This window comes from Marinobacter koreensis (genome assembly GCF_023156285.1).
Lineage (GTDB): Bacteria > Pseudomonadota > Gammaproteobacteria > Pseudomonadales > Oleiphilaceae > Marinobacter > Marinobacter koreensis.
In genome coordinates this window covers 440,420-453,392 of the sequence record NZ_JAKZAJ010000002.1, presented here as the reverse complement: position 1 = coordinate 453,392, position 12,973 = coordinate 440,420, and the positions used below count along the sequence as shown (strand labels likewise).

Here is a 12,973-nt window from a genome sequence, read left to right as displayed (position 1 = left end):
AATGGTCTCTCCATTCGGTCCGGGCGATGAATCAGGGTTGGCGGAGTTCGTCGATGCGAGCCTGCAGGTTTTTCCAGGCCGGCCGGTCCACCTTCTCGCGCAGGAAATCCGCGAGCGCCACCAGATCTTCATCGTCGAGGGCATCGTGGAAGGCCGGCATCACCACACCGTCGAGGCCGGAGGGGGTATCGATGCCCTCAAGGGTCACCCGAAGCAGGTTGGTGGGGTCGGGCGCGGTGATCGCGCTGTTCAGGCTCAGTTCCGGACGCATCAGGTTGGGCGAATCCGGGTCGTTGGCATGGCAGGACGCGCAGGCTGCTGCATAGATCTGCTCGCCATGGCCCATCTGCCGTTGGCCGGCCGCCTTGGCGTCCCTGATCGCCGTTGCGGCGGTCTTCCGGGCGCCGGCAGCGTCCGTGCCGCCGGCACCGGACAGATCGTTGAAGTAAACAGCCAGCGCATGGATATCCGAATCCGGGGCTTCGGCCAGTCCCCGGTGGACCACCTCTGCCATGGAGCCGGCCGCGACGCCATGCAATTCAGACCCGCCATTCCGCAAATACTGATAGAGCTCTTCCTCGGTCCAGGCCACCGGGGTGCTGTGGCTGGTATTCAGGGCCGGCGCGTACCAGCCGTCCACCAGTGCGCCGTCATACGCCGCGCCTGTCTGCTCGGCACCGAAGTCATTGCGCGGTGAATGGCAGGCGGTGCAATGGCCGAGCCCTTCGGCGATATAGGCGCCACGATTCCAGGCGTCGCTTTTGTCGGCGTTGGGTTCAAACCGTTGGTCGTCGAAGAAGAGCAGCTTCCAGCCGGCCTGCAGCGGTCGCAGACTGAACGGAAACTCCAGCTTGTTGGCCGGTTTCTCCTGGGATACCGGATCCCGGGTCATCAGGTAGGCGTAGAGATCGTGCAGATCCTCGTCGGTCACCTTGGTGAAATGGGTGTAGGGGAAAGCCGGGAAGAGTTGTTCGCCCTCCCGGTCGACGCCTTCACGCATGGCCCGGACAAAGGCTTCCTCGGACCAGTGGCCGATGCCGGTGTCCAGGTCTGGTGTGATGTTGGCGGAATAGAGTGTGCCGAACGGTGTGGGGAAACTGACGCCCCCGGCGAAGGGCTTTTGCTTGTTCGCCGTGTGGCAGGTGCCGCAGTTGCCCAGACCGGCCAGTACTTTGCCATGGTCAACATCGGCCTGCTTGAATGAACCTGCCGCGGGTGGGTCAATCCGGGAGATCGACGGATTCCAGACGATGATGAACGCGGCCACCACAAGGATGACGACGGCGCCCAGGATGACTCGCTTGATCACGTTGCGCTCCTTCAAACGGTTTTTTTATGAAACCAGATACCAGCGTAGGAGGGAGTCGCTTAGGTTGCAAATCAGGTGGGCAAGGCTCCCTCCGTGGCACGCCAGTGATCTTCGGCATCCCGAGCCGCTCGACCTTCTTTTTCGAGTTTGAGCAAATGGGCAAGAAGCGAGCGCTGCGCGACGGCATGCAGTTGAGGGGGTACGTCATCGTAGGCGGATTGGACCAGAATCTTCAAGGGTGCCGGTCCGTTAGCCTCAAGACTGCGGGCCACCTTGTGTTCCCGGGAAAGGCGATGGGTGATCAGGAAGTCGATGACGGATTCCGGGTTACCCATCAGGAATCCGTGGGCTGGCGCGATGTAGTGGATGGACTCCGCGAGCAGGTCGTAAAGGGACTCTATGTAGGCCTTCATGTCCCCATCCGGCGGATTGATCACCACCGTGGAGCCCTGCATGATGTGGTCGCCGGCAAACAGCAGTGACTGTTCCACCAGCAGATAGCACAGGTGGTTGGACGCATGGCCGGGGGTGTACAGAACCTTCAGCAGCCCCGCCCCGGTAACCAGAAGGTCGCCATGCTCGGGCTGTTCATCGGGTTTGAATGTCTGATCCTGGGATGTGCCCTCCGGCGCCGGCCACCCGAACACCCGGCAGCCGGTTTTTTCCTTCAGTGTGCGCACGGCCGGAGAGTGGTCGATGTGGGTGTGGGTCACCACCACCTGCTCGATATTGCCACCCGTCAGCTCCAGGATCCGTTCAACGTGCACCGGATCGTCGGGGCCGGGATCCAGCACGGTGAACCGCTCCCGCCCGAGCAGGTAGGTGTTGGTGCCCGGCCCGGTCATCATGCCCGGGTTGGGGGCCGTCAGCCGGACCACGCCGGCGGCGATTTCCACTGGCTCGCCGGGCACGATTTCCGCGCGGGTGGACCCTTCACCCTCCGGATCCAGTTTCGCGGCCTCCTCATAGGCCGGCGCCCCCGGTTCCAGCATAACCGGCTGGCCTTTTTTCAGTGCCGGCCAGGGTTGGTCTGGCTGAGGCTCTGGCGGATTGGCGTGGGCGTATCGCATAAGCGCATCGGTGTTGTCGAAATCGCTCAGCATCCGGAGCGTACGGATCGTCGGCAGCCCCAGCAGACGCTGGCCATTGCGATGTTCTTCCAGGGCCTGCTCCGGTCGGATCCACACGTGATCGATGGTCTCAACGCCGTCGTGGCCGGCCGGTTGGCCCTCCGGCGCGGTTGCCACGAAGAACCGGGTATCGAACCGGCGGGGAGGCCCTGGTGGTGTGATCCAGTGGCTCAGGTAAGCGAGCCGGTCCAGAGGGATAGTCAGCGCGTGCTGCTCGCACAGCTCTGCCAGGGACACTTTCCCGGCAAACAGCGCTTGTCGCTGTGAATGGACAGGATGATCGCCGTCGATCAGCTTCCCCTGGCCATCTTTAGCCAGGAGGATCCCGGCCTCTTCGAAGCACTCCCGCACGGCCCCAAGCATGAAATCGGCACCGCCTTCGTCCAGGCTCATAATCTGGCTGATTTCGGCATCGCCAGCGCCCACGGCGTGCCGACGCCCCCGGGGATCGCCCTCGTCCACAGCGCCGCCGGGAAACACGAAATAGCCGGGAAGGAAAACCGCGTCCCAGGTGCGCTGGAGCAGAAGTACCTCCAGGCCTTCAGAGCTGTCTCGGGTCAGAACCAGTGTGGCTGCAGGGCGAATGTCCATAAAACGTCCGTTCATGTGTTTGTTGTAGGTGCGCATCGATAGTCGGATGTGGTCAACGGGAAGCCCTTTCCAAAACTGTGCGGAGCCATGGATGGCGGAGCTCAAGCGCCACATGGACGTGCTTGAGCGGGTTTTGGACAGGGCTTCCCGTTGGCCACTGCACCGAAGCTGAACGCGCCGGGATCCTGAGCAAGATAACCGAATTTCTTACCGGGTGAACAGTACGGGGTAGAAGCGTATGATGCGTCGCCATCAGACATCCGAACACACGCAGGTACCCGAACGTGGCCCGAATCAAACTCTCTTTTCCCGATGACGTCTTCATCTACGAAACCCAGATGCCGGTGCGCATCACCGACATCAACGGTGCCAACCACCTTGGTAACGATGCCCTTATTTCCATGCTGTCGGAGGCCCGGGCGCAGTTCATGGTGAAGTACGGGGTTGAGGAGACCGGTAACAAGGACATCGGCATTATCGTCACCGATCTGGCGACCATGTATCAGTCCGAGTCCTTCTTTCCGGAAATGCTCCGGTTTGAGGTGGGACTGATGGATTTCAACAAATATGGTGGCGACTTCGTGTTTCGCGTCACCAAGGCCGAAAGCGGGCAGCCGGTGGCACTGGCGAAGTACGGGTTTGTCTTCTTCGATTACCAGCAGCGGGAAGTGGTCCCGATTCCGGAGCAGTTCCGCTCACGCTTTGGCTGAGGCATGTTTGCTGGCTGTCAGTTGGCGCATGCCGGCGCGGTAGAACGAATAGGCCATGGCGCCGGCAAACAGGTTGCCGATCAGTGCACCACTCATCAGTCCGAAAATGCCGTTGAGCTGACTGCCGATCCACAGGGCCGGCAGAAAGCACAGGAACAGGCGCAGTGTGGATACGAGCAACGCCCGCATCGCCAGGCCCAGGGCGTTGCACACTGACACCATGAGCATGCATACCCCGAGACCGCTGTAGCTGAGGGGTACTCTCAACAGGTACCCCTCCAGTACCGACTGCACAGACTGATCGCTGCTGAACAGGTCGGAGACCAGCCCGGACGCCACTACCCAGGTGACGCCGATCGCCAGCTGCCAGACCACCACAAAACGGACTGCAATCCGCACCAGTTTGCGGATCTGGCCGATGTCGTTGGCGCCCAGCATCCGTCCGATCATCGGTGGCATGGACATGGTCAGCGCCAGCACTACCACGATGGAGAAAAATTCCAGCCGCGTCCCAAGCCCCCAGGCCGCCACGGCCGCCGAGCCGAAACCGGCTACCAGTGCTGTCGCCAGCATTGCCGAGAGCGGCGGCATGAGCTGACTCACCATCGCCGGAGCCATGATGCGATTGAGCTGTTTGAGGGAGTCGAACAGGGCCAGCTGGCGGAAATCGAATCGGGCCCAGCCCCGGTTGAACAACGCGGGATAAATCACCAGGCAGCCCAGCGCAAACGAGGTTACGGTGGCCCATCCTGCACCAGGCAATCCCCAGTCGAAGATGAAAATGTAGAGGTAGTCCAGCCCGATGTTCAGGAGGCTGGTGGCCATCATCATGTACCCGGGCAGTTTTGTGTCCCCATGTGAGCGGCATACGCTGTAGCCAAAATACAGGAAGGCGCCGGTCCAGGCGGCGATCAGCCAGGGTACCCAGTAGCTCCGGATCAGCGGCAGCAGGCTGTCTTCGGCGCCAAGCGCGGCCATGATCTGGCCTTGCAGGAGCCAGAGACTCAGACACAACACCAGCACCAGCGTGCCGCCGACAGTGATCACCAGGCCGCCGAGCCGGTGGGAGCGTTGTTCGTCCCCTTCGCCCAACGTTCTTGAAATGATGGCGGTGGTGGCAATGCCCAGACCCACCTGCAGGCCGATGATCAACTGCTGCATGGGCAGGGTGAAGCCCAGGGCGGCGAGGGGGTCACGGCCGAGCTGACCGATGAACGCACTGTCGGCCAGTTGGAATGTCATCAGGGATAACACGCCGAACAGCATCGGCCAGGTCATGGCATACAGCTGGCGGCCGAGGCTTGGATGGTTCGGTAATGGTTTCACGGGCGCCTGTATCAATCAGGAGGTGAATGGAAGGCGCAAGAGTATAACGCAATCCGGCCACCGCACAGGAATCTGCGGTGGCCGGAGGAGGGTTGCAATTGAGGGAATCAGAGAACGTTCAAAGCTGAGTCGTAGTCCGGCTCGTTCTTGATTTCATCGACCAGCTGGCTGTGCAGTACCTTGTTGTTCTCGTCCAGTACGATGACGGCCCGCGCGCACAGGCCGGCCAAAGGGCCGTCCTGGATGGCGACGCCGTAGTCCTGCTGGAAGCTGTAGTTCCGGAAGGTCGAGAGGGTTTCGACGTTCTTGATGCCTTCGGCGCCGCAGAATCGGGAAGCCGCGAAGGGCAGGTCGGCGGAAACCACCAGGACCACGGTGTTGTCCAGGCTACCGGCTTTCTCGTTGAATTTGCGGGTGGACGCCGCACACACGCCGGTGTCGATGCTGGGGATGATGTTCAGAATCTTGCGTTTGCCGGCCCAGTTATCCAGCTTCACCTCTTCCAGACCGCTGTTGGTCAGGGTAAAGGGGGGAGCGTTGTCGCCCGGCTGGGGAAATTTGCCGCTCAGTTCGATGGGGTTGCCGTCCAGGGTGACTTTGCTCATTCGTTGCTCCTTGGGATTTTCGGTTCGTGGTCATTCAACATACTGTTATCAGAGTAGTTTGGATGACTCTTATTGTCATTATCATTGGCGGCGAATGCGATCGTGTGGCGGGGTGCCCCATCCGAAACACGCTCAAGCACATCCATGTGACGCGTGAGCTCCGCCATCCATGGCTTCGCACTGTTTCGGATGGGGCACCCCGCCACACGATTACCGGATAGCGCGAAGGGTTCTTGAACGGGGTTACCGACCCGACGCGCCCTGGGGCTCGAATCCGGTGGCGGGAAAACGCTGGACCAGCAGGAGGTAGCAGGCCATGGCCAGAGCGGAAGACACTGCGATGATGGAGGCCATCGTGAGGGAAGTGCCGTCATGAAGGTGTCCGACCAGGGCGCCGGTCAGGGCCGCGACTGACATCTGGACGAAGCCGAACAGCGAGGATGCAGAACCTGCCATCCTGGGGAAGTTGCTGAGGGCGCCTGACATGGTCTGTGGCAGCACCATCCCGGTTCCGATCATGAACAGGGCCTGGGGCAGAATAACCGCCCAGACGTTGTAGATCTCGTTATACGCCAGCAAGGCCATGGTGCTGCCACCGGCTACTGCAATGATCAGTCCGCGGACCAGAAGCTGGTCTGGCGCAAGCCTGTTTCCGAGTCGAACGGCTGCCAGGTTGCCGATGATGAAACCGGCAACCATGCACGCAAAGTACAGTCCGAAGTGCTCGGGGGCCACGCCCAGGAATTCGATCAACACAAACGACGACCCGGACAGGAAGGCGAACAGGGCGCCGAATATGGTGGCGTTGGTGAGGGTATAGCCCAGGAAGCTGATGTCCGTCGCGATGATGCGGTAGTTCTGCAGCAGTTTGCGCGGTTTCAGCGGTTGGCGGTATTCCGCCCGCATTGGCTCAGGAATGCCATAGGCCACAATCATGGCCATCACGAGCGCATACCCGCCCAGAGCGATGAAGATGGAAGCCCATCCCAGCCCGGACACCAACAGCCCTCCCAGCGTGGGCGCCACGGCCGGTGCGACGGCCATAATGCTGGCCAGAACTGCCAGGATTTTCGACGCCTCCCGCGGCGTGTAGATATCGCGGATGGCCGCGCGCCCGAGCACGGGGCCGGCGGAGCCGCCGAGTGCCTGGAGGAAACGGCAAAACTGGAGTGTTTCGATATTGGTGGCCAGGGCACAGCCGACGCTCGCGGCCGCGAACAGTACAAAGCCCCCGATCATGATCGGCTTCCGGCCGAAGCGATCGGCCAGCGGACCACAGATCAGCTGGGCAATAGCAAACCCCACCATGTACAGGCTCAGCGTCAGCTGGACCTGGTCGGTTCCAGCGCCGAAATCGGTGCCGATCTGCGGCAATGCCGGCAGGTACATGTCCGTTGCGAGCGGCCCGAGAGCCACGGCCGCGGCGAGCAGTATGGTTGTCCAGATACTGGTCAGGGTGAGCATGTTTGTTCCAGGCTTTATTTCCAAAGGTTTGACCGGTCGGGCAGGGACAGCGCTTCCGAAACTGTGCGGAGCCATGGATGGCGGAGCTCAAGCGTCACAGGGATGTGCTTGAGCGTGTTTCGGAAGCGCTGTCCCTGCCCGGCCAAGCCACGAGATGCATGAAGTCTAAGGTTTGATGGCGGGAAAAATAACGGCGTAAGCGTTCATACAACACATGAACAAAAATAATTGATTAGGTGTCGAGCTTGTTCATGGAGGCAGCCACGGCATTTACCTGATTGCGCAGCCACTTGTGGGCGGGGTCGTCCTGGTTGCGGCGGTGCCACAGCATGAGCAGGGTAAAGGGCTTGAAATCAAAAGGCAGGGGCACCGAGGCGAAGTCCCGTAGCAGGTGCTTGCCCATGAGTTCCGGCGCCGTAGCGAGCATGTCCGTGCCCCGCAGAAATTCGGGCAGGCCGGAGAAGTTGGAGACCGTCACGACATCCCGCCGTGTCAGGCCCCGTGCCGTCAGCGAGGTTTCCAGCGCTGGCTTTTCGCCGGCGGCAAACAGCAGGGCGATGTGATCCGCCTTCAGGTACTCCGGGAGGTCCCGGGGTGGTTCCCGGTGGGCCGGATCGTAGAACACCACCATTCGGTCCGCCATCAGGCCACGTTGCATGATGTCGGTGGCCTCGGGGGCATGGGGCGAGATGATCAGGTCGCAGGCGTCCTTTCGGAGCATCTCGGCACTGGGAATGCCGGAGGGGACCACCTGCAGGCGGATTCCCGGTGCTTCCCGCCGCAGAATGTTCAAAAGCCCGGGTAGCAGGAGGTCCCGCTGATAGTCGTTGGCCGCGATGGTAAACGTGAATTCGGCGGTGGCCGGAGTGAACGGTGGTCCGGCGGACAGTGACCGGATGTCATCCAGTATCTGGCGAATGTGCGGGCCTGCCTGCAGGGCGTAGCGGGTAGGGACAATGCCCCGGCCGGACTTCACGAACAGGGGATCGCCCAGCGTCTGCCTCAGGCGCTCAAGGGTGTGGCTGACCGCGGATTGGGTGACGCCGAGCTTCACGGCCGCCCGGGAGACACTCCCTTCGTCCAGCACCGCCAGGAAGGTGCTCAATGCCCGGAAATCGAGATTCAATGTATCAATCGGGTTCATGAATGGCAGTTTAACCCGATGGTGGTTTCACCGCTATGGTTGGTCAGGGCTTGTGGGCGCTTTCAGGAACTGTGCGATCTTGTCGGCCATCTCCGGAAACCAGGGGTTCCAGGTCAGGCGGCTGGTCGGAACCGCCTTTGGCTCGCCATGCCAGGCACTGAACCAGAGCTGCTCCGGGGGCAACGTCCGGCAGTCTTCCACGGACATCTGGTTGGGTTCCAGGCAGCGCTGCAGAGGGGCGCCCGGGCCATACAGTTCGTTGTTTGCCGATATCGCCAGGGACTGGTGGGAAAACTCCAGGATATTGAACTGTGGCAGGAAGCTGTTGAGACTTTCGATGCGCGGGCTCTGAAGGGTGTCCGGCCAGGGTCGGCGGAGATCCCGGAATACCAGCATACGGCTGTCGGGATAGGTGAAACGATTCCGGAACTGCTGCACCAGATAGTCCAGGTTGATGACCGAATCCGCTTCCGTGGCCACGAGAAACAGAGGCAGATCCCAGTGCTGGCGGGACTCCAGAATGTCCTGGGTCTCACTCAGGACGTCGGCGGTCTGGGCCCCGGCATTGAAGGCGAGGGACTCGTATTTCACCGGGTTCAGTTCCGGCTCTTCCTCCACGAAGTCCCCGAAAAGATCCGCCACCCGGGCCAGCCAGAGATAGCTTCCCAACCCGTTGAGCTCCCAGGCGGGCGCCAGTGCCACCAGACCCGCCGGTTCTGGCGACTGTCCGGAAAGCGCGTATTCGGTCGCCAGGGCACCGCCGAGCGAGAAGCCCCCGATGAAGGGCCGATCCACCGAGTCGGCCAGGGCCTGGAAATGGTTGCGCACCTGTTGCCGCCAGACCGACGCGCTGGCATCAACCATGTCGCCGGGCCGTGTGCCGTGGCCCTGAAGCAGGAGGGCGCGGACTTCGATGCACTGATCGGACAGGTAATCCGCCAGGTCCCGGAAAACGAAGGGCGAGTCGCTCAGCCCGTGGACCAGCAATATGCCGGTGGAAGGGCCAGGTGGACAGTCCCCGGCGACGGGGCGCCTGAAAGGCAGATTCCAGTCAATCTGCTGTTCCCGGGGGAATCCATCGAGGGCCACCCGGTTTGTCTCCAACACGGCGCGGACGCGATCGCGATAGCTGTCGAAGTCGGTTACCGGCTCGGCCGTGATCTGCTGACTGCCGGCCGTGTAAAGGGATGGACCAGAGGCGCAGGCTGTCGTCGAGCCGAGTAAGGTCAGCAGCAAAAGGGTGCGAAACCATTGTTTTGCGTTGGGTATGATGAAAAACGAGGCCATCGGGTTTCCGCAGATGATCCTTTCGAAAGAAGCGTGCCCCAGTATACGCTGGAAACAGATGGTTCAGATGATACGGCTCAACAGGAGGCGATGGCATGACACTGCATGTGGCATTCGATGTATACGGAACCCTGGTTGACCCCATGGGGATGGCGGAGCTGCTCCGGCCCGAGGCCGGCGAGGATGCGAACGCACTCGCGGCCCTGTGGCGGGAAAAGCAACTGGAATTCTCGTTCCGGAAAGGCTTGATGAAGGCCTATGAGGATTTTGGGGTGTGCACCCGCCAGGCGTTGCGGTTTGCCATGGCAACCCGGCAACTGCCGCTGACCGCCGAGCGGGAGGAGGAGTTGATGGCAGCCTACCTGGCCCTGCCAGCGTTTGACGACTCACTGCCTTCCCTCCAGGCCCTGAAGGGCAAATACCCCCTGTTCGCCTTTTCCAACGGCAGCTACCCGGCACTAGAGAAGGTTCTGGGCCATAACAATCTGCTGGCGCAGCTGGATGGCCTGGTCTCGGTTGACGACGTCAAAAGCTTCAAACCCGATCCGGCGGTCTACGCCTACGCGCGACGGGCAACCGGCGCCTGGGAGCAGCCGTTGTGTCTGGTCTCCAGCAACGCGTGGGATGTGATCGGCGCGAGGGCGGCAGGACTTCACGCCATTTGGGTGCAGCGGGACTCCGGAAAGGTTTTTGAAGACTGGGGCATCCAGCCGTCGGCGATCATTAGTAGCCTTTCAGAGTTATCCTCTGCTCTGGAAGCCCTTTAGGGCCAGCGGAGGCAGGGGTCAGGTAGAGCTATCCAAAACTGTGCGGAGCCATGGATGGCGGAGCTCAAGCGCCACATGGACGTGCTCGAGCGGGTTTTGGATAGCTCTACCTGATCCCTGCCGGCATGCTCGAAAGCTAGTCAGACCGCTCGGCCAGCCACTCCGCCATCTCCAGCCAGCTCTTTTTCGGTGCCTTGCTGCCCGCGAGAATGCCCATATGCCCGCCGGGGACGACCCGGAAAGTTTTGTCGTGGGAGCGGACGTGGTCCATCACCCGTTTGGCGGCCCCCGGTGTGACCATGGTGTCCTCGCTGCCGGCGATGGCCAGTAAGTTGGCATTTACATTTTCCAGCCGGGCAATGTCCTCGCCCACCTGGATCTCGCCCTTCGACAGCTGGTTGTCAATCCATACACGGACCACCGTGTCCTGAATGATGCCGCCGGGATAGGCGACCATGCGGTCCAGAAACGCGGAGGTGGTGGCATGGTTGGTGACAAATTCCCGGTCACCCAGCCGCACAATCAGTTCCCAGTAGCCCATCAGACTGCCGATAGGGTTGGTCAGCTTGAAGCCGATGGTGTTCGCCCATCCCGGGGTGTGGAACCAGTGCGGCTTGAGGTTGTGAAGACGAAAGCCGGTGCGTTTGCGGATGATTTCGGCCACTTCGGCAATCCCCTGGGAAGCGAGCCCCATGAAACCGGAGGCGTGGCTGTCGATGGGGGAACCCAGGATGATGGCATTGCGCACGTGCTGATCCTGGCTGAGGGCCGAGTAGAACAGGGTAAACATGCCGCCCATGCTCCAGCCGTGAAGAGACAGATCCTGCTCGCCGCTGTGTTCGCGTACCCGGTTCAGATAGGCCGGCAGCAGCTCTGCAACATAGGTGTGCAGGTTGTAATGGCTGTGTGCCCGGGTGGGGATGCCCCAGTCGATCAGGTAGACCTCGAAGCCCCTGGCTCGGAGGAACCGAACCAGGCTGCGCTGGGGAAACAGGTCGTAGATCAGCATGTTCACCGCCAGGGGCGGGATGATAACGATAGGCGTGCGGTGTGTGGTCCGCTCCACCGGGATGGTCATGTCATCCAGTTCAATGAAGTCCTCCTTGAGGGGAGGATAGTAACGAAGACTGACAAGGCCATCGGTCTCGATGGTTTCGAACGTGGTCTGGCCGGCCTTGACCAGGCTGGCGGCCCGAAAGACCCGGTCGAAAGCATTGCCCGCATATCCGGCAGTGTGCCGGGAGAGGTCAGAGGCTTTGTGCAGGGCGGTTTTGAGTGGATTGAGCATGAATGAGTCCAGGAACAACCGAGTATCAGGAATACGTAAAAGCGTTGTCCAGAGGCTAACCCTTTGGATTGAATGTCGCTATGGCAGATTCGTCCAGGTTCATGGGCAGGTCGGTCACTTGCGGCCACTGCCCATAAGGCATCAGGCTTGCTATCATTCAGCGCCGAAGACAACAACCAGAACAGGATGGTCATGCTCAGCTTTCTGCCCTCGCCCGTAATCGGTGTACTCAATGCCCTGCTGCTGGGAATCAACACGCTATTCTGGTGCGTTCTTCTCTACATCCCGGCCATTCTCAAACTGATCATCCCGATCAAGGGATTCCGGGTGCTTTGCACCAGGATGATCATCGCCATTGCGGAGGCCTGGGTTGCGGGCAACATCGGCTGGATGAAGCTGACCCACGGCACCCGTTGGTCGGTAGACGGCGCGGAAAAGCTGGAACGACAGAGCTGGTACCTGGTGCTGAGCAATCATCAGAGCTGGGTGGATATCCTGGCCATGCAGCGGGTGTTCAACCGTCGGGCACCGTTCCTGAAATTCTTCCTCAAGCAGCAACTGATCTGGGTGCCGGTGATCGGTCTGGCGTGGTGGGGCCTGGATTTCCCGTTCATGAAGCGTTACAGCCGGGAATACCTGATCAAGCATCCGGAAAAGCGGGGAGAAGACCTGCGCGCGACCCGACGTGCCTGTGAGCGGTTCCGGTATACCCCGGTGAGTGTGATGAACTTTGTCGAGGGCACCCGATTCACCCAGGCGAAGCACGACAAGCAGAAGTCACCCTATCAGCACCTTCTGGTGCCCAAGGCCGGCGGCGTGGCGTTCGTGCTGGATGCGATGGGGGATTCGATAGAAACACTGGTGGACGTCACCATCGCCTATCCCGATGGCGCCCCCACGTTCTGGGAGTTCCTGTGCGGGCGGGTACCCGACATCCGTATGGAAATCGATACCCAGCGTATCCCGGATCACCTCAAGGGCCGTGATTACGCTTCCGATGCCGAGCATCGTCGAAACGTAAAGGATTGGCTCGCAGGCCTGTGGCAGGCCAAGGACGAGCGGCTGACACGGATGCTGGCGGATCGTTAAACCGCCAGCGCGGACTCAGGTGTCCTCGCTGTCGTCCACTTCATCCGGATGTTCGCGCTTGTAGCGCTCCCATTCCTCCCAGTCGTGCGGGGTGCCGGCGTGGGGGCGGCGCAGGTGCCGGGCATGCTCCATCGCGTTATGGCGAAGGCTGTGATCCCGTTCCTCGTCGTCGTCATCGAAACCGTATTTTTTCAGGAACTCCTGCGGACTGATGGGCATGGCGCATCTCCGTGTTGCTGTGTTCCACTCCTTACGATGCGCCC

General features: G+C 61.1%; 12 protein-coding genes. 3 read left to right on the top strand and 9 right to left on the bottom strand.

Features of this window, described 5'->3' with window-relative positions:
* Positions 1-31 precede the first annotated feature (31 nt).
* Together MLD04_RS07140 and MLD04_RS07135 are read right to left on the bottom strand one after the other, a co-directional pair.
* On the bottom strand, positions 32-1,309 hold the full coding sequence (locus tag MLD04_RS07140; RefSeq protein WP_248156246.1) for a c-type cytochrome: 1,278 nt from the start codon (positions 1,307-1,309) through the stop codon (positions 32-34).
* A 71-nt stretch (positions 1,310-1,380) separates the two neighbouring features.
* Entirely contained in the window at positions 1,381-3,030 is a 1,650-nt protein-coding gene (locus MLD04_RS07135; protein ID WP_248156244.1) for an MBL fold metallo-hydrolase, read from the bottom strand.
* A gap of 284 nt (positions 3,031-3,314) precedes the next feature.
* Here MLD04_RS07135 and MLD04_RS07130 point away from each other — a divergent pair, with 284 nt between their 5' ends.
* Entirely contained in the window at positions 3,315-3,740 is a 426-nt protein-coding gene (locus MLD04_RS07130; protein ID WP_248156242.1) for a thioesterase family protein, read from the top strand.
* Here MLD04_RS07130 and MLD04_RS07125 read toward each other — a convergent pair.
* The 5 genes from MLD04_RS07125 to MLD04_RS07105 form a co-directional block, all read right to left on the bottom strand.
* Complete coding sequence (locus MLD04_RS07125) at positions 3,726-5,018, bottom strand: MATE family efflux transporter (protein ID WP_248156856.1); 1,293 nt, start codon at positions 5,016-5,018, stop codon at positions 3,726-3,728. The two genes, MLD04_RS07130 and MLD04_RS07125, sit on opposite strands and share 15 nt — an antisense overlap.
* Before the next feature lie 155 nt (positions 5,019-5,173).
* Entirely contained in the window at positions 5,174-5,671 is a 498-nt protein-coding gene (tpx, locus tag MLD04_RS07120; RefSeq protein ID WP_248156240.1) for a thiol peroxidase, read from the bottom strand.
* Between the two features lie 243 nt (positions 5,672-5,914).
* Positions 5,915-7,135: a multidrug effflux MFS transporter gene (locus MLD04_RS07115; RefSeq protein ID WP_248156238.1), complete on the bottom strand. Its 1,221-nt coding sequence runs from the start codon at positions 7,133-7,135 to the stop codon at positions 5,915-5,917.
* A gap of 232 nt (positions 7,136-7,367) precedes the next feature.
* Positions 7,368-8,279, bottom strand: a complete 912-nt coding sequence (locus MLD04_RS07110) for a LysR family transcriptional regulator (RefSeq protein WP_248156237.1) — start codon at positions 8,277-8,279, stop codon at positions 7,368-7,370.
* 33 nt (positions 8,280-8,312) lie between these two features.
* Complete coding sequence (locus MLD04_RS07105) at positions 8,313-9,566, bottom strand: alpha/beta hydrolase (RefSeq protein WP_248156230.1); 1,254 nt, start codon at positions 9,564-9,566, stop codon at positions 8,313-8,315.
* A 95-nt stretch (positions 9,567-9,661) separates the two neighbouring features.
* Here MLD04_RS07105 and MLD04_RS07100 point away from each other — a divergent pair, with 95 nt between their 5' ends.
* Positions 9,662-10,333, top strand: a complete 672-nt coding sequence (locus MLD04_RS07100; protein WP_248156228.1) for a haloacid dehalogenase type II — start codon at positions 9,662-9,664, stop codon at positions 10,331-10,333.
* A gap of 136 nt (positions 10,334-10,469) precedes the next feature.
* Here the strand turns inward: MLD04_RS07100 and MLD04_RS07095 are convergent, their stop codons facing one another.
* The gene (locus tag MLD04_RS07095) at positions 10,470-11,621 is read right to left on the bottom strand and encodes an alpha/beta fold hydrolase (RefSeq protein WP_248156220.1); all 1,152 of its coding nucleotides are present in this window, start codon (positions 11,619-11,621) and stop codon (positions 10,470-10,472) included.
* Between the two features lie 192 nt (positions 11,622-11,813).
* Between MLD04_RS07095 and MLD04_RS07090 the strand changes: the two genes are divergently transcribed.
* On the top strand, positions 11,814-12,710 hold the full coding sequence (locus tag MLD04_RS07090) for a 1-acylglycerol-3-phosphate O-acyltransferase, YihG family (protein ID WP_248156854.1): 897 nt from the start codon (positions 11,814-11,816) through the stop codon (positions 12,708-12,710).
* 15 nt (positions 12,711-12,725) lie between these two features.
* Here the strand turns inward: MLD04_RS07090 and MLD04_RS07085 are convergent, their stop codons facing one another.
* The gene (locus MLD04_RS07085) at positions 12,726-12,929 is read right to left on the bottom strand and encodes a hypothetical protein (RefSeq protein ID WP_248156218.1); all 204 of its coding nucleotides are present in this window, start codon (positions 12,927-12,929) and stop codon (positions 12,726-12,728) included.
* Positions 12,930-12,973 lie beyond the last annotated feature (44 nt).